At 42.7% G+C, this 23,602-nt stretch carries 23 protein-coding genes; all 23 read right to left on the bottom strand.

Annotated features, from left to right (window positions below; translation table 11 throughout):
- Nucleotides 1–81 precede the first annotated feature (81 nt).
- On the bottom strand, nt 82–2,463 hold the full coding sequence (locus BMW59_RS02970) for an FtsK/SpoIIIE family DNA translocase (protein ID WP_093047538.1): 2,382 nt from the start codon (nt 2,461–2,463) through the stop codon (nt 82–84).
- 157 nt (nt 2,464–2,620) lie between these two features.
- Nucleotides 2,621–2,827 carry a YlzJ-like family protein gene (locus BMW59_RS02975; protein ID WP_093047539.1) on the bottom strand — a complete coding sequence of 69 codons (207 nt, stop codon included), beginning with the start codon at nt 2,825–2,827 and terminating at the stop codon, nt 2,621–2,623.
- Nucleotides 2,824–3,555 (bottom strand): ClpP family protease, encoded by a 732-nt coding sequence (locus BMW59_RS02980; protein WP_245732928.1) that lies wholly within the window; start codon nt 3,553–3,555, stop codon nt 2,824–2,826. The genes BMW59_RS02975 and BMW59_RS02980 overlap by 4 nt, the downstream gene beginning before the upstream one ends.
- A 144-nt stretch (nt 3,556–3,699) precedes the next feature.
- Nucleotides 3,700–5,370 (bottom strand): ribonuclease J, encoded by a 1,671-nt coding sequence (locus BMW59_RS02985; protein WP_093047540.1) that lies wholly within the window; start codon nt 5,368–5,370, stop codon nt 3,700–3,702.
- A gap of 151 nt (nt 5,371–5,521) precedes the next feature.
- Nucleotides 5,522–6,385 (bottom strand): 4-hydroxy-tetrahydrodipicolinate synthase, encoded by an 864-nt coding sequence (gene dapA / locus BMW59_RS02990; RefSeq protein WP_093047541.1) that lies wholly within the window; start codon nt 6,383–6,385, stop codon nt 5,522–5,524.
- A 118-nt stretch (nt 6,386–6,503) separates the two neighbouring features.
- A complete protein-coding gene (gene dapG / locus BMW59_RS02995; protein ID WP_093047542.1) occupies nt 6,504–7,724 on the bottom strand; it encodes an aspartate kinase in 1,221 nt (406 codons plus the stop codon).
- A 31-nt stretch (nt 7,725–7,755) separates the two neighbouring features.
- Nucleotides 7,756–8,802: an aspartate-semialdehyde dehydrogenase gene (gene asd, locus BMW59_RS03000; protein WP_093047543.1), complete on the bottom strand. Its 1,047-nt coding sequence runs from the start codon at nt 8,800–8,802 to the stop codon at nt 7,756–7,758.
- 228 nt (nt 8,803–9,030) lie between these two features.
- Nucleotides 9,031–9,624 carry a dipicolinate synthase subunit B gene (locus tag BMW59_RS03005; protein WP_093047544.1) on the bottom strand — a complete coding sequence of 198 codons (594 nt, stop codon included), beginning with the start codon at nt 9,622–9,624 and terminating at the stop codon, nt 9,031–9,033.
- 1 nt (nt 9,625) lies between these two features.
- On the bottom strand, nt 9,626–10,528 hold the full coding sequence (gene dpaA / locus BMW59_RS03010) for a dipicolinic acid synthetase subunit A (RefSeq protein WP_093047545.1): 903 nt from the start codon (nt 10,526–10,528) through the stop codon (nt 9,626–9,628).
- A gap of 164 nt (nt 10,529–10,692) precedes the next feature.
- Nucleotides 10,693–10,926, bottom strand: a complete 234-nt coding sequence (locus tag BMW59_RS03015; RefSeq protein WP_093047546.1) for a YlmC/YmxH family sporulation protein — start codon at nt 10,924–10,926, stop codon at nt 10,693–10,695.
- A 64-nt stretch (nt 10,927–10,990) separates the two neighbouring features.
- Complete coding sequence (locus BMW59_RS03020) at nt 10,991–12,235, bottom strand: M16 family metallopeptidase (protein WP_093047547.1); 1,245 nt, start codon at nt 12,233–12,235, stop codon at nt 10,991–10,993.
- A 22-nt stretch (nt 12,236–12,257) separates the two neighbouring features.
- Nucleotides 12,258–13,220, bottom strand: coding sequence for a polysaccharide deacetylase family protein (locus BMW59_RS03025; protein WP_093047548.1), 963 nt, complete (start codon nt 13,218–13,220; stop codon nt 12,258–12,260).
- 132 nt (nt 13,221–13,352) lie between these two features.
- Nucleotides 13,353–15,452, bottom strand: coding sequence for a polyribonucleotide nucleotidyltransferase (pnp, locus tag BMW59_RS03030; RefSeq protein WP_093047549.1), 2,100 nt, complete (start codon nt 15,450–15,452; stop codon nt 13,353–13,355).
- A 269-nt stretch (nt 15,453–15,721) separates the two neighbouring features.
- Complete coding sequence (gene rpsO, locus BMW59_RS03035) at nt 15,722–15,991, bottom strand: 30S ribosomal protein S15 (protein ID WP_093047550.1); 270 nt, start codon at nt 15,989–15,991, stop codon at nt 15,722–15,724.
- Nucleotides 15,992–16,214: 223 nt separating this feature from the next.
- Nucleotides 16,215–17,144, bottom strand: a complete 930-nt coding sequence (locus BMW59_RS03040; protein WP_093047551.1) for a bifunctional riboflavin kinase/FAD synthetase — start codon at nt 17,142–17,144, stop codon at nt 16,215–16,217.
- A gap of 32 nt (nt 17,145–17,176) precedes the next feature.
- Entirely contained in the window at nt 17,177–18,100 is a 924-nt protein-coding gene (gene truB / locus BMW59_RS03045) for a tRNA pseudouridine(55) synthase TruB (RefSeq protein ID WP_093047712.1), read from the bottom strand.
- A gap of 82 nt (nt 18,101–18,182) precedes the next feature.
- Nucleotides 18,183–18,533 carry a 30S ribosome-binding factor RbfA gene (rbfA, locus tag BMW59_RS03050; RefSeq protein WP_093047552.1) on the bottom strand — a complete coding sequence of 117 codons (351 nt, stop codon included), beginning with the start codon at nt 18,531–18,533 and terminating at the stop codon, nt 18,183–18,185.
- 152 nt (nt 18,534–18,685) lie between these two features.
- Nucleotides 18,686–18,967 (bottom strand): DUF503 domain-containing protein, encoded by a 282-nt coding sequence (locus BMW59_RS03055; protein WP_093047553.1) that lies wholly within the window; start codon nt 18,965–18,967, stop codon nt 18,686–18,688.
- Nucleotides 18,964–21,117 (bottom strand): translation initiation factor IF-2, encoded by a 2,154-nt coding sequence (infB, locus tag BMW59_RS03060; protein ID WP_093047554.1) that lies wholly within the window; start codon nt 21,115–21,117, stop codon nt 18,964–18,966. The genes BMW59_RS03055 and infB overlap by 4 nt, the downstream gene beginning before the upstream one ends.
- Nucleotides 21,118–21,179: 62 nt before the next feature.
- Nucleotides 21,180–21,482, bottom strand: coding sequence for a YlxQ family RNA-binding protein (locus tag BMW59_RS03065; protein ID WP_093047555.1), 303 nt, complete (start codon nt 21,480–21,482; stop codon nt 21,180–21,182).
- Complete coding sequence (rnpM, locus tag BMW59_RS03070; RefSeq protein ID WP_093047556.1) at nt 21,482–21,757, bottom strand: RNase P modulator RnpM; 276 nt, start codon at nt 21,755–21,757, stop codon at nt 21,482–21,484. The genes BMW59_RS03065 and rnpM overlap by 1 nt, the downstream gene beginning before the upstream one ends.
- Nucleotides 21,758–21,769: 12 nt before the next feature.
- Nucleotides 21,770–22,948: a transcription termination factor NusA gene (nusA, locus tag BMW59_RS03075; protein ID WP_093047557.1), complete on the bottom strand. Its 1,179-nt coding sequence runs from the start codon at nt 22,946–22,948 to the stop codon at nt 21,770–21,772.
- Nucleotides 22,949–23,004: 56 nt separating this feature from the next.
- Nucleotides 23,005–23,475, bottom strand: coding sequence for a ribosome maturation factor RimP (gene rimP, locus BMW59_RS03080; protein WP_093047558.1), 471 nt, complete (start codon nt 23,473–23,475; stop codon nt 23,005–23,007).
- Nucleotides 23,476–23,602 lie beyond the last annotated feature (127 nt).

Raw genomic sequence — 23,602 nt, forward strand, 5'->3', positions numbered from 1 at the left:
TATAGTAAACATACCATGAATTTAGTCGTCAGACTACGTTTTCTTAAACGTTTTCACCAATAAAATGAAATTGTCCTGTATTTAAGACGATTCGTTCGTCAGCTGATCGTCTTCTTTACCAACTAAAACCTCACGCGGCTTGCTTCCTTCATAAGGCCCGACCACACCTCTTACTTCCATTTCGTCGATTAACCTGGCTGCCCGGGCATATCCGATACGAAATCTGCGCTGAAGCATAGATACTGAAGCCGTCTGCATTTCAGTAATTAACTGGACGGCATCGTAATAAAGGTCATCATCTACTTCACCGCTTACCGTATCCTGCTCTCCTTCCTGAGGCATCATCTCTTCTGCGTATTGAGCCTTTTGCTGTTCCACACAGTGCATGACAATTCTCTCGACTTCTTCGTCAGATAAAAATGCCCCTTGAATTCGTGTCGCCTTAGAGGCTCCGACAGGCATAAACAGCATATCTCCTTTACCTAACAGCTTTTCTGCTCCATTACCGTCCAAAATCGTTCTGGAATCAGTAGAACTGGATACCCCGAAGGCAATTCGTGAAGGGATATTCGCTTTGATTACTCCTGTAATGACATCTACAGACGGTCTCTGCGTAGCAATGATCAGATGGATTCCCGCCGCACGGGCCATTTGCGCCAGTCTTGTGATTGCATCTTCCACTTCAGAAGAAGCAACCATCATTAAATCGGCCAATTCGTCTACGATTACGACAATAAACGGTAAAGGTGAGTAGGCTTCTGCTTCGTCTCTCTTCTCGTTTTCTTTTTTAATGTAACTGTTATAACCTTCTATATTCCGTGTACCTGAAGCCGCAAAAAGTTCGTAGCGGCGTTCCATTTCATTTACTACTTTTTTAAGCGCCTGTGCCGCTTTTTTAGGTTCAGTCACGACAGGCGACAATAAATGCGGAATTCCGTTATACACATTAAGTTCCACCATTTTAGGGTCAATCATCATTAACTTCACTTCATGAGGTTTGCTTCTCATAAGGAGACTTATAATGATGCCGTTAATACATACACTTTTCCCGCTGCCTGTTGCCCCGGCAACAAGCAAGTGGGGCATTTTATTAAGCTCCGCCACCACTGCCTCACCCGATATATCTCTGCCTAAAGCAATCGCCAGCTGGTTCTGTTTTTCTTTCATAACAGGTGAATCGAGTACTTCTCTTAAAGTCACCAGAGAAACTTCCTGGTTAGGTACTTCAATGCCGATAGCAGACTTGCCGGGAATTGGAGCTTCCATGCGGATATCCTTAGCAGCGAGAGCTAAAGCTAAATCGTCTGTCAGATTCACAATCTTGCTTACTTTTACTCCTGTACTCGGATAAACTTCATATTTTGTAACTGAAGGTCCCAGATGCACTTTTGTCACTTTAGCGTCAACCCCGAAACTTTCCAGCGTCCTTTCAAGCTTTCTCGCATTTTTGGAAAGCATGGAATGTTCTTTAGACTGGCTGGCTTTAGCGGGATTTTGGAGCAGATCCATACCGGGCAGTTCATAATCTGCATTTTCTGTTTCGCTTACTACAAGGGAGGTTGTCTGCTGCTCCTCAGCTGGTTTTGTCTCTTTACTGTCCGGTTTTTCAGAAGGAGCGGCGTTAACCTTTTCTTTATCGTCTTTTTTGCTCTCTACAGGCGCCACATCAATATACTCTGCTTCTTCCTCACTGCTTTTATCGTACGCTGTCTTAGTAAAATCATAAATGATCGGTTCATCTGGCGTCAGCTCACTCTCCTGAGGTGAACTTTCATTTAATGCCTGCCTATGTTTACGGGCTTCCTTTCTCTTTTCAGCCTGGTCTTTAGCATTCACAAACATTGACTTGACCGAATCCGCTGCTTTATCTTTAACCGCAACTGCGAGCGACACAGGGGCCCGAGTGTTGTTTCTCACAAAATCAATAAATGATCTGCCGGTGATCAGCATCAGGGAGGCTATAATCAGCCCGATCGCAAACACCACAGTTCCCCCGGACGAGAACAGAACATGGCTGACAGAGTAGCCCACGGCACCGGTCATTCCCCCGCCAAGATCCTCTGTAACGGCTGTTCCCTGCAACTGCTGCCAGTATAAATCCCATGTATTTCTGATGACTGACCGGTCGATAAATTCAACTCTCTCACCCAGTTCCCTGAATAACTGCACATGGCTTAACAGGGTTAAAGAAAAAATAAATAAATAAATGCCTATAAACCTTCTTGTCCACAGTGTGGGAAGCTTCCTTTTCAGCATGATATATAAAGAAAATATAAAAAGAGCCACAGTAAGAAGGATATGCCAGCTTCCTAAAAAGAACCTGAACAGCTCAACGAGCCCTTCCCCTACTATCCCTAACCGGGCAAAAGTTACAATCGACACTATAAATAAAAACAGCCCTGTTAATTCATATGTTAACTGCGTCCGCCATTTTTTAGACTTTTTCCTTCGGGCTTTTGCCATAAAACCACCTCTAATCTCATTCTTATTCTCTATGTACATGGAAGAAGCAGCCGACGAGTCGGCTGCTGATCCGGTTTTTAACGAACGCTTGTTTCATTAATTATAGCATAGACTTAAGATTTATTACTAGAAGAGGATGAAATTAACACGGTTAATTTCAAGGTTTGAATTTTTGCCCGGGCGTGTACTTAGGATTCAGGTACATATTAGGGTCAGTCGCCAGCAGCCGGCAGATAATGTAATCTTCGCCGTTTTTTTCACACATTAGTTGACCCCCGGGGATTTCCAGCATTTCATAAGAAGTAAAATCCTGTTCTTCAGGAGGGAAAACGGTGTGTGAGCTTTGATAAGTGTATAAGATCACTGCACAACCTCCTCTGGTTCATCCTTTTTGTTTTCGTCAATAAGCTCATTTAATTTTTTAATCGCTTGTCCTAATCCGCCCACTTCTTTAATAAGCCCCTTCTCAACTGCTTCAGCGCCGATCACATTTGTTCCAATGTCACGTGTAAGGTTGCCTTTTGAGAGCATAAGATCTTTTAATTCTTCTTCTGTTATTGCGGAATGATTAACAACAAAACGGACGACACGGTCCTGCATTTTATCCAGATATTCAAAACTTTGCGGAACACCGATAACAAGACCTGTCAGTCTGACAGGATGAATAGTCATGGTCGCACTTTCTGCAATAAACGAATAGGAACCCGATACGGCAATAGGAACACCGATTGAATGACCTCCTCCAAGAACAAGTGTAACAGTCGGTTTAGACATGGAAGCGACCATTTCAGCCAGAGCCAGACCGGCTTCTACATCTCCCCCCACTGTATTGAGAATAAGAAGAAGGCCTTCAATATTAGGATTTTGTTCTGCAGCTACGAGCTGGGGGATGACATGCTCATATTTAGTTGTTTTATTCTGGGGCGGCAGCTGCATATGCCCCTCTATTTGACCGATGATTGTCAGTACGTGAATGTTGCTCGCTTCCATTTGGGGAACATTTGTCTGACCCAGCTGCTGAATTTTATCAAGTATTCCTCCGCTTTTATCCTGCTCAGGCGGTTTTTGAGGCTGTTCCTGATCGTACGTCACGTTTATCTCCTCCCTTTTCTGTTAGTATGTTAGAGAATTTGCGCTTTCATACAAAAAAAGCCTGGACTTCCTGACTGGCAGAAGAAAAACAAAAAGCCTTATCAGCCTGTCCACCAGGCTGATAAGGCAAAAAATGGTTATTTTTTAAGCTTCCATAATAATCGGCATAATCATAGGACGACGTTTTGTTTTTTCATATAAGAATCGGCTTAACTGGTCGCGTACCTGGCTTTTCATTTGGGACCATTCGGTCTGCTTTTGTTCCATCGACTGATGGAGGGTATCAGTGACCAATTTTTCAGCCTGTTTAATGAGCGCTTCAGATTCCCTCACATATACGAAACCTCTGGAAATAATATCCGGCCCGGAGAGGATTTCACTATGCTTTTTATTTAACGTAACTACGACTACTAGTATCCCGTCTTTTGAAAGTAAACGTCTGTCTCTTAAAACAATGTTTCCGACATCTCCTACACCAAGCCCGTCTATTAGCACATGGCCTGAAGGCATTTTATTGGCTCTTTTTCCTTTACGCTTTGTAAACTCAGCCACTTCACCTTTTTCCAGCAGAAAAATCTTACTGTCATCAATTCCGACGGACCTTGCCAGATGCCTGTGGGCATACTGCATGCGGAATTCCCCGCTCATTGGAATAAAATGCTGGGGTTTTACGAGATTAAGCATCAATTTTAATTCTTCCTGGCTGGCATGGCCAGATACGTGTATCTTTTTCGTTTTTCCATAAATGACATTTGCACCTGTTCTGGAAAGCAAGTCCACCATTTGAGACACGGCTTTTTCATTGCCGGGGTTCGGCATAGCCGCGATGAGAATCCTGTCATGTTTTTCGATTTTGACCAGCGGATGGGAACCTTTTGCCATTTTAGCCAGACAGCTCATCGGCTCACCCTGGCTTCCGGTTGTTAACACAACTAATTGATCCCGGCCGTATTTTTTTATATCTTCTTTAGGAATAAGCACGTGGTTATTGTCAAGTAAATAACCCAATTCCAATGCAATCGAGACAGCTCTTTCAATATCCTTTCCTACTATAGCTACTTTTCTTTCCTCATTCTCAGCTGCATTAAGTACTTGCTGAATCCTGTGAATATGAGTTGAATAAACCGTGACAATTATGCAGGCATCCGCTTCGTGAAAAGCATCTTTCACACCTTCTGCTACAATCGAATCCGACGGTGTATTTCCAGGAATTTCTGCATTATGGCTGTCTGAAAGGAGACATAAAACACCTTTGTCCCCAATTTCTGTCAGTTTTCCCATTTCTGTCGGCCGCCCATCCACTGGGTTCTGATCAAATTTAAAGTCCCCTGTGTACACAATAGGCCCCTGTGATGTATGAATAATTACACCAAGCGAGTCAGGAATACTGTGGTTTGTAGCAAAGAAACTTATAGGTGTTTTTCCAACTTTAACTTTAGAGTCAGAATGGATTTCTTTTAATTCAGGTTTCTTTTTAACTTTGACTTCTTTAAACTTATCCCTTACTAATGCCAGAGTAAATTTAGTCCCGTAAACCGGAACGTTTAAATCCCTTAAAATATAAGGCACAGCCCCAATATGATCTTCATGGCCGTGGGTTAATACAATTCCTTTTACCCGGTCTTTGTTTTCCACAAGGTAAGTGATATCAGGAATGACGATATCTACCCCTAACATATCATCTTCAGGGTGCATACATCCGGCATCTATAATTAAAATGTCTTCGTCCAGTTCAAGAACGTACATATTTTTCCCTATTTCATCGAGTCCTCCAAGGGCAAATATGCGTATTTTTTCAGTTTGTTGATTCGACAATGGTAAATCCTCCTAAAATATTCTATTTCGATCAGACCTCTGTTCATTAGTATAACTTATTATTGTTTTTAACTACAAGTCACAAAAGCGCCAGGCAGTTTTTACGTTAGAAAAAAAGCCGTATGCCCTAAGCATACAGCTTTTGTTTGCGTTAAGCTAAAGCGTTATTAAGCACCGAGCGTTCCTCTGGAGTAAGCGGGATCAGCGGAAGCCGGACGCCGCCCACATCAAGGCCTTTAATTTGTAAAGCTGTTTTGACAGGTGAAGGATTTGGGGCAATAAACATGCTTTTCATAATTGGCAGCAAGCTCTGGTGAATGGAGGAAGCTGTTTTAATATCTCCCTTTTTCAGTGCCTGAACCATTTTCTGCATATCTTTACCTATGACATGGCTTGAAACGGAAACCACTCCGTCACCGCCGATCGCCATGAATGGAAGAGTCAGGCTGTCATCCCCGCTGAAAACCTGAAAATCATCGGGTGTACTGGTAATAATTTCCGTCACCTGATCCAGATCCCCGCTTGCTTCTTTTATTGAAGTGATATTAGGAATTTTCGAAAGAGCAATGACTGTCTCCGGCAGAATATTAACTACACAACGGCCCGGAATGTTATAAAGCATAACAGGGAGAGACGTTTTTTCAGCTATGGTTTTAAAATGCTCGTATATCCCTCTCTGGGAAGGTTTATTATAATACGGAGTTACAAGCATGATGCCGTCAACTCCGGACTTTTCAGCTTTAACCGTCAATTCCGCAGTCGCGTACGTATCATTCATCCCGGTCCCTGCAATGACAGGAATTCTACCGGCTGCAGCTTTGACTGAGTGTTCATATAAAGCTGATTTTTCTTCCATGCTTAATGTTGCCGATTCACCGGTGGTTCCTCCTACTACAACCCCTTCAGTTCCGTTGTCAATCAGGTAATCCATCAGTCTGTTTATTTTTTGAAAATCAATATTCCCTTTGGAATCAAAAGGGGTTACCATGGCTGTTAAAACATTACCCAATGCCATAACCTTCCACTCTCCTTATACTTCTTTTTCTTATGGAGCTTTACTGCTGATATTCCCTCATCGCATCGCTCTTACAGGAGGAGTGACGCCTATTCCGGGAATATCATTTTTATCTATTTTAACAAAGGTTTTCTTTTAAAAACTTTTCATGAAGAGCATTGACTGCCTCAACCATATCCTCTTCTTTAACTAATACCCATATAGTGGTATGTGAATCAGCCGATTGCAGTATTTGGATGTGGCGATCAGTTAAAGCTTCTACAATCTTTGAGGTTATCCCGGGGACGCCTGTCATACCTGCTCCTACAGCAGATACTTTCGCACAATTTCTTAATATTTCAGGATTAAAATTCATTTCTTTTAATAGTGCTTCTGCCTTATCGGTCAAGTGATCAGGAACAGTATAAACCACTCCAAAAGGGTTAATATTTATGAAATCGACTGATATTCCGGCATTAGCCATTGTCTTAAACACTTTAGCCTGCAGGTCATATTCCCCTTCGTCTGCAAACACTTTTATTTGCGAGACATCTTTTACGTGGGCGATTCCCGTGATCAGGCGTTCATCCAAATCTTTTCCAAGAACGGACGAGGTCGTGCTTGTAATTAATGTGCCTGCTCCCCCGTCTGCCACCGATCTGATCCTTATCGGAACTTTAGCCTGCATAGCCACTTCGACTGCCCGGGGATGAATGACTTTAGCTCCCTGGTAAGCCAGATTGCATATTTCATTGTAAGTGACTACATTAATCGGCTGAGCGTCTTTTACAATTCTCGGGTCGGCCGTCATAACACCGGCTACATCTGTAAAAATATCCACCGCTTCTGCCTGCAGCGCCGCACCTAAAGCAGTAGCTGACGTATCTGAACCTCCGCGGCCAAGTGTGGCAGTTGTTCCTTTGGCTGTTTCCCCCTGAAACCCGGTGACAACCACGGCGTCATAAGTCTCAAGGGCAGAAAGAACCCCATCTACCTTCATTTCGGTAATTTTTGCATTCGTATAATCTTCAGTCGTCCGGAATCCTGCCTGGGCACCTGTCATCGCCAGTGCCTTTACTCCTTTTTGCTGAAGAATAGATGAGAAGACGACTGACGAAATCGTTTCTCCACACGACAACAGCAAATCCTGCTCGCGATTAGAAACCGAAGGGGTGACCCCTCCGATTAAACTAAGCAGTGTATCTGTGGCGTATGGATCCCCGGCTCTTCCCATGGCAGAAACAACTATGACCGTTTTATATCCTTGCCGCAGCGCTTCCAGCACGTGCTGGGAAGATCTCTCACGCATTTCTGCTGTTTTTAAAGATGTTCCGCCAAATTTCTGGACTAAAATCTTCATATCTTTATCCCTCTGTCTACGATTAATAAATTTATTTTAGTAAACCTAATTTAATTAAAGAGAAAGCAATTTGCACGGAGTTAAGCGCCGCACCTTTTAATAGGTTATCAGCAACGACCCACAGGTGAAACCCATTTTCCCGATCTAGATCCTGACGGATTCTTCCTACAAAAATATCATCTTTCCCTTTACATTCGGAAGCTAGCGGATAAACCTGGTTAGCTGGATCATCTTCTAGTGTCACACCTGGCGCTTCTTTCATTAAATTGCGTACCCCTTCTACATCCAGGCCGTCTTTCTCTACTTCAATATACACAGATTCAGAGTGTCCTGTTTCTACTGGCAGACGCACGCAAGTAGCCGCTACTTCAAGTGACTCATCATTCATTATTTTTTTCGTTTCGTTAATCATTTTCATTTCCTCAAAAGTGTAGCCGTTGTCCTGAAAGACATCAATTTGAGGAACAGCATTGAATGCGATTTGGAAATGCTTCTTATCTCCTGACACAGGAAGTACTTCAGGATTAATTTCCTCCCCGTCCATGATTTGGCGGGACTGCTCATACATTTCATCAATTGCCGCTGCGCCTGCGCCTGAAACAGCCTGGTATGTAGATACGACTATTCGTTTCAATCCATGTGATTTTCGCAGAGGTTCGAGTGCTGCTACCATCTGAATCGTTGAGCAGTTAGGATTGCTGATAATTCCGTTATGATTTTTAAGGTGGTCTTCATTTACTTCCGGAACGACGAGCGGAACGTCTTTATCCATACGGAATGCGCTCGTATTATCTACGACAATTGCGCCTCTTTTTACTGCTTCAGGAGCGAGCGCTTTTGAAACAGAGCCGCCAGCACTGAATAAAGCTAACTGAATGCCTTCAAATGATTCAGGCTTGGCCTCCTGTACAGTCAGTTCTTCTCCCTTAAAGTTAATTTTTTTACCTGCTGATCTTTTTGAAGAAAGAAGAGTTAAAGATGCAATTGGAAAATCCATTCGGTCCAGGGTGTTAAGCATCTGTTCACCTACCGCCCCTGTCGCTCCTAATACTGCTACATGATAACCTTGTTGTGTCATTATTTTAATCCCCTTTCAAAATTTTAGAAAAGCTTACCGTAAAATCCGGCTGACTGATAAATTTTTTCTTATACTATTATTCTTTTAAAAAATATGAACTTTCCCAGCGTATAAGAAAATGCCTTCTTATATAATTATATACAACATAGCCGCCGCCGTTAAGGGGGTACCTTAACGACGACTTTTGTAACTAAGTCCTTATTTTAACAATAAGACCTCATAATTGCATTAATTTTTATATCTCTCAATTAACACCGGCTGCAATTGACGGCCATTTATCGCTTCTTCTACAGTCTCAGGAATTCTCGACATATCAGCAACAAGGGAGTTTGGTTTTTTGAATGGATGATCCTGCCCTAAAGGAACGAAATAAATATTTTTAGCGGCCATCAGTTTCATTATGTTTACACCATTCAGTCCAAGAGCATCATTTGTGGATACAGCCACCACGACCGGCCTGCCCGTTCTCATAGTTGCTTTGGCTCCCATTAATACTGGGGAATCTGTCAGCGCGTTTGCGAGCTTACTGGTGGAATTACCTGTCATAGGAGCAACCACCATACAATCAAGGGGATATTTAGGCCCGAACGGCTCGGCTTTTACAATAGTATCTACAATCGGTTCAGGAGTAGTTTCGGTTATTTCTTTCAGCCATGAGTCACTCGTTCCAAATTTAGTATCTGTGCTTTGAACGGTATAAGAAACAAAAGGTGTTACTATAGCCCCTAAAGACACCAGCTTTTTCATTGCCGGCATGACTTCTTCATACGTACAGTGAGAACCGGTCAAACCAAATCCGATATGTTTTCCTTTTAAAGACATCTTATCTTTTGCCTCCTTTTTGTTCTTGCCACTGCTCTTCTAAAAGAGAAGATAAAAGATTCGCAAGCTGGATCCCTGCTGTTTTGGGAGCTACTAAGCCTGGTAAGCCAGGAGTCAGGATGGCATGAATTCCACGCTTTTTGGCAAATTCGAAATTTGTTCCTCCCGGTTTAGATGCTATATCGACAATCAGAGCGTGGTTGGGCATTTTAGCGATCACTTCAGCTGTAAGAACTTCAGCAGGAATAGTATTTATAACGACATCTGCCTGTGCTGCCCGGTTGCCAAGCTCCGACAGTGAAACCGGCTCCATCCCCATCGTATAAGCTCTGGCTAACAAGTCGGTTTCCCTTGCAGCTACAGAGACGTCAGCTCCCAGCTGGGAAAATGTTTTAGCAATGGTCTGCCCGACTCTGCCAAACCCTGTAATGACAACTTTTGCTTTATGCACAGTAACATTGGTGTTCTGAATGACAAGCATCAATGCGCCTTCTGCTGTAGGAATAGAATTGTATATTGCGAGATCATCCCTGTTCATAAGTTCAATAAGCTCTTTTTCTGCATGGCTGGCCATTTCTGATAAAGCCTTATTAGCGATACCGGTATATATACGGGTATGTGCAGGCGTCTCAGCCAGCCAGCTTTCTTTAAAAAACTGCTGCTTCCCTGCAAATACACTGTCGATTTCACGTTTGGAACTTATGCCATTAACAGGTAGAATCAGCGCGTCAAGTTTATCAGCCCTGACCGTATCAAATGTTGATTTCTCAACTCCCAAAAATCCGTTATCCAGCTGTTCATAGCCTATTAAATGAATTGAAGCATCTAGTTTAGACAGTTTGCGAATGACTTCAATTTGCCGCAGATCTCCTCCAATAATTGCAATTTGCATTCCAGTTAACACTTGATTCTCCCCTTTCTGGTACTGGTAAATGGAAAGGGAAATAAGAGCCTTGCGAAACGCTCAACACATTTTATGTAAGAATTACCGTTTGGTGATTTGTACACAAAGAAAAGCCCGCTGTAAGCATAAGCTCATAGCGGGCATAGCCGTGTTTATTATTTTATTTAAGATACTTCAATAATAATCATGTCGGTACCGATTTTTTTAATCTGATTCCAGTACACGGTGACTTCTTTTTCTCTTTTTCCAAGGCCGAACCATTTTAAAGTAGGAATAACAAAAGCTTCAATCTTACCGCTTTTCTCATCAATCATCAGATCTGTCTGGCCGAGCACGCCAAGCCGCTCACCTTTTTGATAATCAATGATTTCTTTCTGGCTGATCTCACTTAACCGCATCCGTCAACCACCCACCCTTCAGTTTACTACAAGCTTATGCGGGGCTGAGGGGCTTATATTCTATTTATTGCTTTAAAGATTGCGGCAGCCTGCCATCAGGGCTGATGAGAGTCAGTGAAAAGTCCTTCGATAATATATCTTCACTCGTATTCATAATTTCTTCCATCGTCACCTGATCAATTGACGTTACTATTTCATCAAGTGATTTATGCCTGCCCAGAAGAAGTTCATTTTTCCCGTTCCTGCTCATCCGGCTGTTTGTACTTTCAAGCCCGAGCATTAAGCCGCCTTTCAATTGCTCTTTCCCATTATGAAGTTCCTTGTTTGTTAAGCCGTTCTCCCGGATCTCTTGTAACGTATTCATAATCACTTCAAACGTCTGTTCAAGCTGTTCCTGTGCTGAACCGGAATAAATAGTCAGCATCCCGGAATCTTTAAAGGCCGAATGGTAGGAGAATACTGAGTAAGCGAGTCCCCTGTTCTCCCTTATTTCCTGAAACAGGCGGCTGCTCATGCTTCCGCCTAGAGCGTTATTCAACAGGATCAGTGAATAAATACGTTCATCACTAACCTTGTAACCATCAAATCCAAGGCATAAATGCGCTTGTTCAGTATCTTTTTGGCGGACCAGCTTTTCCGGTAAAAAGGATGGTTTTTCCAGATTTACAGAGTTCTCCGTTTTCTTTTTTAATGGAGCGAATAATTCTTCAATGTAGTCTATATAACTTTCATCCACATTTCCGCATACAGAGATAACGACATTTTCAGCATGGTAATATTGATTCATATAGGAAAATAAATCTTCTGAAGAAAACGAATCCAATGTCTGCTCTGTTCCGAGAATCGGGTAACCAAGCGGATGTTCACCGTAACTTGCTTTACTCAATAAGTCGTGTACGAGATCATCAGGTGTATCTTCATACATTTTGATTTCTTCAAGTACGACGCCTTTCTCTTTTTCCATTTCTTTCTTTGTAAATGTAGAATTAAAATACATATCAGCCAGTACATCCACCGCATACTTCGCGTGAGTATCCAGCACCTTGGCATAATAGCATGTATATTCTTTTGAAGTTAAGGCATTGACATGGCCGCCGATCGAATCAAAAGATTCGGCAATATCCTGGGCCGTGCGCGTTTTAGTCCCTTTAAAAAACATATGCTCAATAAAATGGGACATACCGTTCTCTTCTTTTTTCTCAAATCGCGATCCTGTACCAATCCATATCCCGACAGATACTGATCTGACATTGTGGTTAGGTTCAAAGACGATCCGAAGACCATTCTTGCTGCTAATACGTTTAATCACAATAGATCCTCCTACTGATTGGTTATTCAGATGATCTTTTCTCACTTAAGACATCTGATAAGTTACCAAGTTTTAGTCCTTTTTTCTGAATGCCCGTAATCATTGTTTCTAGGCCTTCTTTGGTTGAAGAGGTAGGATGCATAAGAATCAGAGAGCCAGGTTCTGTTTTTGTCACTACCCGGTCAGCCATACTGGCCGGATCCGGCTTCTTCCAATCCACAGTATCCACCGTCCATAAAACGGTATACATTCCATGTTCCCTTGCAACTTTTACAACCTCATCCCTATAGCTTCCGCTGGGCGGTGCAAACCACTGGGGAGTCACGTTAAGTGCTGCGTTTATAACTTCATTCGTTCTCCGTATTTCATCGTGAATGCGTTCGCGTGAAAGCTGCTGCATATTAGGGTGAGAATAAGCATGGTTGCCAATTTCATGGCCTTCCTCTTTTATCATCATAGCAAGATTCGGATTGTTTTTCACCCATGAACCGTCTAAAAAGAAAGTTGCCTTCACATCATATTTTTTAAACGTTTTTAACATATCCGGCAAATACTCATTTCCCCATGCTACATTCACCATCATACCAGCCATTGGTTTCCCGGGATTTCCTTTATAGACAGGCGCAGGCGGCAGATCTTTTAAAGTGACTTCCGGAGGTATTTCTTCAAACGTCAGCAGGCCTTCCTGAAAGGCACCCGCAGGCTTCATCTTATCATATGATTTCTGTACATCAATTCTTTTGCCGTTCAGTCCGGGAATCGCTTTCCAGACCGGGTCTATCACTGCATCAACAGCAGGCTGGTCATATTCCTGCCGTTTACGGATAATTTCCATATAAAGAGGGTCTTCTTCTTTTAATACTTGTTCGGCCTTCCCTGTTATTTCTTTGATGTAGTTTCCAGTCACCGGATTCTGCAAAGTAGAGAAGGTCATAAACAGCAACAGTAGCAAAGTCCCTGATTGAACGAAAGCTTTCTTCAGCATTTTAATCACCCCATTAAAAAATATGTTTCTATTGGACAAGGTAGAACTGAAGAAAGTTGTAATTCAAAAACAGGGAACAGATTAAAAAATCCGGCAAAAAAAGCTGCCAGCTACTGACAGCTTTTAAATAAATTATTTAGATTCATTGTTTTCAGGCAGTACCGCTTTACGGGACAAGTTAACGCGTCCCTGATTATCGATTTCAGTCACTTTTACAAGCACTTCATCACCGATGGAAACGACGTCTTCAACTTTTCCTACGCGCTCTTTCGCAAGCTGTGAGATATGAACAAGGCCGTCTTTGCCTTTGAAGATTTCCACAAAAGCACCGAATTTTTCAATTCGTTTAACTTTCCCGAGGTAAGTCTGGCCGACTTCCACTTCACGGACAAGATCTTCAATAATTTGTTTAGCTTTATTATTCATCTCTTGTTCGGACGAAGAAATATAAACCGTGCCGTCCTGCTCAATATCAATTTTAACTCCTGTGTCATCAATAATCTGATTAATGGTCTTTCCGCTTGGTCCAATAACGTCGCGAATTTTATCAGGGTGAATCTTCATCGTTAAAATCTTCGGCGCGTACTGACTGAGTTCTTCACGAGGCTCAGGAATAGCTGACAGCATATTCTCAAGAATCTGCATTCTGCCTTCCTGCGCCTGCTCTAAAGCTTCTTGCAACACATTTTTATCGATACCTTCTATTTTGATATCCATTTGAAGAGCTGTGACCCCTTTTGAAGTCCCGGCGACTTTGAAGTCCATATCGCCAAGCGCGTCTTCCATACCTTGGATATCTGTTAAAACGGCAACCTTATCTTCATGTTTTACTAACCCCATAGCAATACCTGCAACAGGAGAAGAAATCGGCACACCGGCTGCCATCATAGCTAACGTGCTTGCACATATACTCGCCTGAGAGGTTGACCCGTTGGATTCCAGCACTTCTGAAACGAGACGGATCGTATAAGGGAATTCCTGTTCAGATGGAATCACTTTCTCCAATGCCCTCTCACCGAGAGCTCCGTGTCCGATTTCTCTTCGGCCAGGTCCTCTGATCGGGCCTGTCTCCCCTACACTGAATAACGGGAAGTTATAGTGGTGCATAAATCGTTTAGATTCTTCAATTCCTAAGCCGTCAAGTACCTGCACGTCTCCTAATGCCCCTAGCGTACACACAGAAAGAGCCTGTGTCTGTCCGCGGGTAAAGAGGCCGGATCCGTGCGTCCGCTGCAAAATATCAATTTCTGAAGCAAGCGGGCGGATTTCATTCACTTTTCTGCCATCAGGTCTGATATTATCCTGCGTAATGAGTTTACGGACGGTCTCTTTTAATAATTTATCGAGGATTTCTTTCACATCTTTTGTGCGGTCTTCCTCTTCCTCGGCATACCCTTCGAGAACGTTGTCATATACTTCTTTGATCGCTTCTTCACGGGCATGTTTCTCTACCACGGTGGCAGCTTTAACAAGGTCAGCCTCTGCCTTGCCGCGGATTTCTGATTCAAGTTCTTCATCGGTAGTTACCAGCTGGACTTCCATTTTAGTTTTTCCGACTTTTTCAAAGATCTCTTCCTGGAAAGAAACTAATTTCTTAATTTCTTCATGGCCGTACATAATGGCATCAAGCATGATTTCTTCAGGCACTTCGTCAGCACCCGCTTCCACCATATTAATTGCGTCTTTAGTACCGGCAACAATTAAGTTAATATCGCTTTTTTCCATTTGGTCTGTTGTCGGATTAATTAAAAATTCACCATCCACTCTTCCAACAGTCACTCCGGCAATCGGGCCTCCAAATGGAATATCTGATATGCCAAGAGCAATAGATGACCCTACCATTGCAGTCATCTCTGGTGAGCAGTTCTGGTCATTACTCATTACCATGCTGATCACTTGAACATCATTACGGAACCCGTCAGGGAACAATGGGCGGATTGGTCTGTCAATCAGCCTGCTTGTTAAGACAGCGTGGTCACTCGGACGGCCCTCACGTTTAATAAATCCGCCCGGAATTTTACCCGCAGCATATAAGCGTTCCTCATAATTTACTGTTAACGGAAAGAAAGGTAAATCTTTCGGTTCTTTTGATCCTGTAGCAGTAGATAATACGGAGGTGTCACCATAACGTATCATGGCTGCTCCGTTTGCCTGTTTAGCAAATTGGCCTACTTCAACCGTAAGTGTACGGCCGGCCCATTCCATAGAAAAAACCTGTTTTTCTTGACTCATATTTGACTTGACTCCTCTCAGCGTAATAATAATATCAAAAGCCTTTTTATTATTGTTAACTTTGTTTTTATGTACTAAACATGGTGTATATTAAGTGAAGGTAACAATTTATAAACATTTTTAACATTTAAAAGAAAATCTATCCATTGATAAACCCTGACTTTTATATCATATCAAAAAAATATATGTAACGAAACACTATATTCCCTGTCAGCAGGCACCTCTATTTAATCCATAAGAAAAAGCGGGAGAATCTCCCGCTTTGGCTATTATCGACGAAGACCAAGCTTATCGACAACTTGACGGTAACGAGTAACGTCTTTATTACGTAAGTAAGTAAGCAGGTTACGACGTTGACCGACCATTTTTAAAAGACCACGGCGTGAATGGTGATCCTTCTTGTGTGTACGCAAATGATCATTTAGCGTATTGATTTGCTCAGTAAGGATAGCTACCTGGACTTCAGGAGAACCTGTGTCGTTCTCATGAGTTTTAAACTGGTCAATAATTTCATTTTTACGTTCTTGAGTTAATGCCATCCTGTTCCACCTCCTTTATCTTAATCCCCAATTGCTGAGCAGACGTCGGTGACTCGTGCTGCCAAGCATCGGTTCATAGCAATACTAATCATACTAGTTAAAAGAAGAGATTTCAAGTTTTTCATAAAAAATTTAATTTATTATAGCAATCTTTCTAAAAAATGAGACGCTGTGTGCAGAAAATGAAGCTTTTGCTGCTACATAAGGAAAATCAGCAGCTGATTTAAAAGAAGCTGCGGGCCTCTGCTATATCCTTATTAATCTGGGCAATTAAGGCCTCCGCGCCATCAAACTTAATTTCTCCCCGAATCCGCTTAAGAAAAACGACTTCAACTTTCTCATCGTATAAATTCTTTTCTGTATCAAGGAGATGGACTTCTATCGTTTGTTTGGAGGTTTCATCGTGAAAAGTAGGCTTAGAACCAATGTTGCATACACCTGAATACGCCTTTCCGTTCACCTTAAAGGTGACAGCATATACGCCGGCAGCAGGAATTTCCTTTTGGGCATCAGTGGAAACATTGGCAGTAGGAAAACCGATCGTGCGTCCGCGCTTTTCTCCATGTTCCACCACTCCGGCTATCTTATAGTTTCTGCCTAAATAACTGTTCACTTTATCTATTTCACCTTTAGCCATTGCCTCACGGATGGAAGTGGAACTGATTTTCCCTTCCTGGCCTGCTACTTTTTCCACTGTCGTCTGCGTGATTAAGTTTCTTGAATGGAAAGGCATTGTTTCCATTGTCCCTTTTCCCAGTCTGCCGTAAGAATAATCGAAACCAGCGACCACGTGTTTAACATTTAAATCAATTAAGTAGTCGTCCACAAATTGCTGGGGGGATAATTCTGAAAAGCGGGAAGTAAATTCTACAATAAATAAGTAATCCACACCTGTCTTTTCTATCAGCTTTTCTTTTTCTTCCAGGGGGGAAAGATAGCGGACAGGGTGTCCGCCATTCTTCCGCAAGACTTCTTTAGGATGAGGGAAGAAAGTCATGACAGCAGAATTAATATGTTCATCGGCAGCTTTTTTTACAGCCGTTTCTATCACTTTCTGATGCCCTAGATGAACACCGTCAAAAAAGCCTAAAGCAGTCACTGTCGGCGGAAGGTTCATCGGGCGATGAGGGTGTGTTAAGTGAATAATTTCCAAAGGAGCCACCTCATTTTTCCCAAAAAATAGTATTAATCATGAATGGTCCGGATCATCTTTTCCGGTTTCATCATGCCGTTTCTTTTCTCGTCTTTTTTATACAGAGCTAGAACGCGGCCTTCTTGATTATATATAGCAAAGATGGATTCGTCCATAGAAAAAGTTTGTTCAGGAACTGGTAAAATAGCTCCCTGCAGCACCTTGTTTTCAATTTCCCCGCTGATTGTAATGGAAGAAAACCTTTCCAGCGCCCGTTCTACAGGGATAAGCAGGTCGTTCGCTCTTCCTTCAGCTGATGCGTGATCAAGCTCGTCAAGAGTGACACAATCTTCTCCAACAAAAGGACCGGAAGCTTCTCTGACTAAATGGGACATGTGAGACGGGTAACCGAGTTTTTCACCGATCTGCACGGATAATGTACGGATATACGTTCCTTTACTGCATTTGGCACGGAATTGAAACGACACTGTCCCGTTATTATTTACCCTGGGCGCACTTAGGAGATCCAGATCGTATATAGTCACTTGCCTTGACGGACGATCGACCGTTTTTCCTTCTCTGGCGTATTCATAAAGTTTTTTTCCTTTGACTTTAACAGCAGAATACATAGGCGGCGTCTGTTCCAAAGCGCCTGTCAATTGCTTAAATACACTGTTGATTTCATTTTCGGTGATCGTACGGTCTACATGCGATTTGTCAACCACCTCACCGCCTGCATCCTCAGTTGTGGTCGAAAACCCTAACGTAACTTCGCCTTTGTATGTCTTATGATCAGCTGTCAGATATTCTACTATTTTAGTGGCTTTTCCTAAACAGACCGGCAGGACCCCTTCCACATCGGGATCGAGGGTACCTGTATGACCTGCTTTTTTAGTATTGAACCTTTTCCCGACTTCCTTAACTGCTGAAAACGAAGTCATGCCTTTCGGTTTCCATAATGGAAATACACCCATTATTTCATTTTTCATTTGTATCTTCCGCCTCCATATGTACAAACAGAAAAGGGGATAGAAAGTCCTCCTCTATCCCCTTTTCATTTTATTTTTCGTCTTCGTTAAGTTTCCGAAGCAGCTGGTCGATCCGGTTGCCCCGTTCAATACTTTCATCAAATGTAAAGGCCAGTTCCGGGGTTTTCCGAAGCTGAATTCTTTTTCCGATTTCTGATCGGATAAAACCTTTGGCTTTTTCCAAAGCATCCAGCGTTTTTTTTCTCTCTTCATCTTCCCCATACACGGTGATAAAGGCTGTGGCCTGCTGTAAATCTCCGGTTACATCTACAGCAGTAACAGTCACAAATCCTATCCTGGGATCCTTCAGTTCACGCTGGATAATATCAGTTAATTCTTTTTTAATTTGTTCTCCGACGCGATTGGCACGAACTTTACTCATTGTACGCCACTCCTATCTCAAAAGGTCATTTCATACTTCAGGCTCTAATATAGAGAAAGAGTATTACTGGCTTTATAAAAAACCGCCTGACTTTTAAATGATCTTGAATTATCACTTTTCCTGGCTGATTCAGGCAGAATGCAGAACTGCCCTTACAGCCATTCCCACGTAATATTAGTGATTTCCAAGTCATTGTAAGTTTCCAGGATGGATATGGCTTTTTGTAACTCTTTTTCGGCCTGTTTTTTTTCTGCACTTACAGACACAATAGCCCATTCTGTCCGCTGCCAAACATCCTGATGGTTTATTTCAGCAATGGAAACGTTCAGCCGCTGTTTCAGCCTCGCGGCAACACTTTTAGTGACCGAACGTTTCTGTTTTAATGACTGTGCATTATAAATCATTGCTTCAATAATCAGTGACCCGATGCTCACCTCTTAATTTCCTCCATCACATAAGCTTCAATGGTGTCTCCTTCTTTCACATCATTGAAGTTTTCAAGGGTAATTCCGCACTCATAGTTTTTAGCTACTTCTTTTACATCGTCTTTAAAACGTTTTAAGTCACGGAGTCCGCCTTCAAATATGACGACACCATCCCGGACAAGCCTTACGGAAGAATCGCGGGTAATTTTGCCTTCTGTGACATAAGAACCGGCAATTGAACCGATTTTAGACACTTTGAATACTTGCCGGACTTCTGCCTGGCCGATTACTTTTTCTTCGTATTCAGGGTCCAGCATGCCTTTCATAGCAGCCTCTACTTCTTCAATAGCATCATAAATGACGCGGTGTAAACGAACCTCTACTTTTTCTACTTCTGCCGTGCGTTTCGCATTAACATCCGGGCGGACATTAAAGCCGATCACAATGGCATTCGATGCAGAGGCGAGGATAATATCCGATTCCGCAATTGCCCCGACTCCGGTATGGATGATATTTACTTTTACACCTTCAACTTCTATTTTTTCGAGAGACCCTTTCATTGCCTCGGCAGAGCCTTGAACATCTGCTTTTACAATGACGTTGATTTCTTTAATTTCTCCCTGTTGAATCTGGTTAAATAAATCATCCAGGCTGACTCGGGAACTTTCTTTACGATCCGCTTCACGCTGCTTAGCGGCACGTGCTTCACCAATTTGACGGGCTTTCTTTTCATCTTTAAACACCCGGAATTGATCTCCGGCCTGAGGCACAGCGTTAAGGCCTGTAATTTCTACCGGCATTGAAGGTCCCGCAGTTTTCACACGTCTTCCCAGATCGTTGACCATAGCCCTTACTTTACCAAACGCATTACCTACGACGATCGGATCTCCAACATTCAGTGTACCTGCCTGTACAAGCAATGTTGCAACAGGTCCGCGGCCGCGGTCTAATTCAGCTTCTACAACTGTTCCCATGGCTTCTTTTTCCGGATTGGCTTTCAGTTCTTCTACTTCAGACACGAGCAAAATCATTTCAAGCAGGTCATCAATACCTGTACCATTCAGGGCAGATACGTTCACGAAAATTGTCTCTCCACCCCATGCTTCAGCCACTAACTCATGCTCAGTTAATTCCTGCATCACACGGTCTGGATTTGATCCTTCTTTGTCAATTTTGTTAACTGCAACGATAATAGGCACTCCGGCAGCTTTAGCATGGTTAATGGCTTCCACTGTCTGAGGCATAACCCCGTCATCAGCCGCAACGACCAGGATTGTAATATCTGTTACTTGAGCCCCGCGCGCACGCATCGTAGTAAACGCGGCGTGTCCTGGTGTATCAAGGAAAGTAATTTTCTTGCCGTTTTCTTCAACTTGGTAGGCACCAATATGCTGGGTAATACCTCCAGCCTCACCGGCTGTTACCTTCGTATGACGAATGCTGTCCAGTAAAGTGGTTTTCCCATGGTCAACGTGCCCCATAATCGTTACTACAGGAGAACGCTCCTGAAGCTTTTCAGGATCGTCATCCTCAATGATTGACTCAAATTCTGTCTCGTCAACGATCACTTCTTCTTCCACTTCTACACCGAACTCCTCGGCAAGGATATCAATTGTATCCTTATCAAGCTCCTGGTTAATTGTGGCCATTACACCCAGAAACATAAGCTTCTTAATAAGTTCCGACGGCTCTTTATTCAGCTTGTCTGCAAACTCCCCGACTGTAATAGGTTCAGAATAAGTAACTTTTGATGGCATTTCTTTTTTACCGCCGTTATTTTTGCCAGGCTGCTGACGGTTTGGCTGCTGGTGGTTTTTATTCTGATTTTTATTGCGCTTGTTTTTATTCTTATCTTTTTTACCAGGCCTGTTTTTAGGGTCATCTTCCTTGGATGTGCGTTTTCTCGGTTTTTCTTTTGAAGGCTGATCGTCATTCACATGCTGATTGGAAGCCCCCTGGTTTTTTTGTTTGTTGTCATTACCGGCTTTTTTGCTGCTTTCTGCAGGTCCCTGGGAGCCGTCCAGCTTTTTAATAGTCGCTTCATTGATGACGCTCATGTGGTTGGCTACTTCTATTCCCATATTTTTCAGACGATTAATAATCTCTTTACTCGTCGTTTTTTTCTCTTTGGCATATTCATAGATCCGCATTTTACTCATATACATACCTCCTGTATTCATGCCAGCACTTATTACTTAAAAACTTGCTGCTGTATGAATATCTACTCAATCATTGAGCGAAATTTATTTGCAAAACCTTTGTCCTGTACCGCTATCGCTACCCGCTCCGCTTTACCAATTGCCTGTCCGATTGCAAAACGGTTTTCAAAAATAATATAAGGAATATTATAATAGGTGCATTTATCAGTAATCTTTTTTGTCGTATTATTTGAAGCGTCTGAGGCAACGATAACTAAATGGACTTTTTTATTTTGAATTGATTTTACGACCAGTTCCTCCCCGGTCACAAGTTTACCTGCTCTTTGCATTAACCCGAGGAGCTGTCTCCATCCTTTATCACTCATTAAAGAGACCCTCTTTGATGAAAGTGAAGGAGACTGTCGTATAACGTTTCAGGAACTTCAGCTTTTAAATGTCTCGCTAAACTGTTTTTCTTTTTTGCTTCATTAATTACTTGCGCGTCGTTTGAGATGTATGCGCCCCGGCCTGATTTTTTTGAAGTCGGATCAATAAATACTTCCCCTTCAGGCGAACGCACCACTCGGATGAGCTCTTTTTTAGGCCTCATTTCCTGAGTTACGACGCACTTTCGAAGGGGAGTTTTCTTCTTTCCTGCCATCCTTCCCCCTCCTTATCTTTCTTCTCCGTCTTTTTTATAAAAATCTTCATTCTGTGGTACTGCGTCCTGATCGAACTCTTCCCATTCAGTTTCCCCGCCAAAGTCTTCCCAGCCTGTCTCCTCTTCAGCCGGGCCGTCAGGATTGTAAATCCCCAGCTCTTCAGCATCTGTCTGGCTTTTTATATCAATTTTCCAGCCTGTTAATTTAGCTGCTAAACGGGCATTTTGTCCCCGTTTTCCAATCGCAAGTGATAACTGGTAATCAGGTACAACTACTTGAGTCATTTTCTCTTCTTCATTAACCGTCACTTGTAAAACCTTGGAAGGGCTCAAAGCGTTTGCCACGTAAACTTTAGGGTCTTCAGACCAGCGTACGATATCAATTTTTTCCCCTTTTAACTCATTAACAATTGTCTGGACTCTCTGCCCTTTTGGTCCAACACATGAACCTACTGGATCCACATCCGGATCTTCGGCGTGGACAGAAATTTTAGAGCGCTCCCCCGCCTCACGCGAGACAGATTTCACTTCAACTGTACCATCATAAATCTCAGGGACTTCCAGCTCAAACAGGCGTTTTAAAAGACCGGGGTGAGACCGGGAAATCATAATCTGTGGTCCTTTAGTCGTTTTTTCGACTTTTGTAATAAATGCTTTAATACGGTCGTTATGACGGTAAGTTTCATTCGGCATTTGTTCGCCGATCGGCATTAAAGCTTCCACTCGCCCTAAATCTACATAAATAAAGCGGTGATCCTGCCGCTGGACGATCCCAGTCATAATATCTTCTTCCCTGTCTATAAAATCGGAATAGATAATGCCGCGTTCTGCCTCTCTGACTCTCTGTGTGACTACCTGCTTGGCAGTCTGTGCAGCAATCCGCCCGAAATCCCGGGGAGTGACTTCAATTTCCACCACGTCATCCACCTCATATAGAGGGTTGATGCCTTTTGCTTCTTCAAGTGAAATTTCAAGTCTGGCGTCAAACACCTCTTCTACTACTTCTTTCCTGGCGAAAACTCTGATAACGCCCGATTCCCGGTCAATATCCACCCGGACATTCTGAGCTGAATTAAAGTTTCGCTTATAGCCAGTAATCAAAGCCTGTTCAATCGCTTCGAGTATAATTTCCTTATCAATTCCTTTGTCCTTTTCAATGGTTGCTAATGCTTCCATAAATTCACTGTTCATGGAACTCAGTTCCCCCTTTCGTTATTAAAAGCCCCGCTGACAAACCTGTAAGCAAGCTAAAATACAACAGCTAAACGGGCTTTAGCCACTTTATCGTAAGGCACCGACACAGGAACGGTCCTCGTTTTATCTTCTGTTTCTATGACGAGGGTCGTGCCATCAAACTGTGCCAGCTTTCCTTCAAATGCTTTATCGCCATTAATTGGTGCATAGGTTGTCACATAAACATTTTTCCCTACTGCATTTTCAATGTCTTTTTCCTTTTTGAGAGGCCGTTCTGCCCCAGGAGAAGACACTTCCAAATAATAAGCCTGTTCAATAGGGTCATGCTCATCAAGGGATTCGCTTAATCGTTCACTGACTGCTGTACAGTCATCGAGATCCACACCGTTATCGCCGTCTATATAGACGCGTAAAAACCAGTTTTTGCCTTCTTTCTCAAACTCTACATCCACGAGCTCTAAAGAGAGCTCTTCCACTATCGGGTGTGCAAGCTGTTCCACTTTACTCTGTATACCGCCTGACATACCTTCAACCTCCTTTTCTGTAAAAAGCTTCATCCTATTACTTGCATTTTCACTGTTTTTTTATACAAAACCAGCCGTTATTACCGGCGTTTCCTAGTAATGGAAAATCATTTAGTGCAAAAGAAAG

It is taken from the genome of Salipaludibacillus aurantiacus, from assembly GCF_900111295.1.
GTDB lineage: Bacteria > Bacillota > Bacilli > Bacillales > Salisediminibacteriaceae > Salipaludibacillus > Salipaludibacillus aurantiacus.

What these genes read in the sequence shown, in the direction of transcription:
- dapA (WP_093047541.1), bottom strand. Translation starts at nt 6,385, where the DNA reads ATGGCATTGGGTAATGTTTTAACAGCCATGGTAACCCCTTTTGATTCC.
- BMW59_RS02970 (WP_093047538.1), bottom strand. Translation starts at nt 2,463, where the DNA reads ATGGCAAAAGCCCGAAGGAAAAAGTCTAAAAAATGGCGGACGCAGTTA.
- rimP (WP_093047558.1), bottom strand. Translation starts at nt 23,475, where the DNA reads ATGTCAGGCGGTATACAGAGTAAAGTGGAACAGCTTGCACACCCGATA.
- rnpM (WP_093047556.1), bottom strand. Translation starts at nt 21,757, where the DNA reads ATGGCAGGAAAGAAGAAAACTCCCCTTCGAAAGTGCGTCGTAACTCAG.
- infB (WP_093047554.1), bottom strand. Translation starts at nt 21,117, where the DNA reads ATGAGTAAAATGCGGATCTATGAATATGCCAAAGAGAAAAAAACGACG.
- dapG (WP_093047542.1), bottom strand. Translation starts at nt 7,724, where the DNA reads ATGAAGATTTTAGTCCAGAAATTTGGCGGAACATCTTTAAAAACAGCA.
- BMW59_RS03025 (WP_093047548.1), bottom strand. Translation starts at nt 13,220, where the DNA reads ATGCTGAAGAAAGCTTTCGTTCAATCAGGGACTTTGCTACTGTTGCTG.
- rbfA (WP_093047552.1), bottom strand. Translation starts at nt 18,533, where the DNA reads ATGAGTAAAGTTCGTGCCAATCGCGTCGGAGAACAAATTAAAAAAGAA.
- BMW59_RS03015 (WP_093047546.1), bottom strand. Translation starts at nt 10,926, where the DNA reads ATGCGGTTAAGTGAGATCAGCCAGAAAGAAATCATTGATTATCAAAAA.
- BMW59_RS03005 (WP_093047544.1), bottom strand. Translation starts at nt 9,624, where the DNA reads ATGTCTTTAAAAGGAAAACATATCGGATTTGGTTTGACCGGTTCTCAC.
- BMW59_RS03065 (WP_093047555.1), bottom strand. Translation starts at nt 21,482, where the DNA reads ATGAGTGATAAAGGATGGAGACAGCTCCTCGGGTTAATGCAAAGAGCA.
- rpsO (WP_093047550.1), bottom strand. Translation starts at nt 15,991, where the DNA reads ATGGCATTAACTCAAGAACGTAAAAATGAAATTATTGACCAGTTTAAA.
- nusA (WP_093047557.1), bottom strand. Translation starts at nt 22,948, where the DNA reads ATGAACAGTGAATTTATGGAAGCATTAGCAACCATTGAAAAGGACAAA.
- pnp (WP_093047549.1), bottom strand. Translation starts at nt 15,452, where the DNA reads ATGAGTCAAGAAAAACAGGTTTTTTCTATGGAATGGGCCGGCCGTACA.
- asd (WP_093047543.1), bottom strand. Translation starts at nt 8,802, where the DNA reads ATGACACAACAAGGTTATCATGTAGCAGTATTAGGAGCGACAGGGGCG.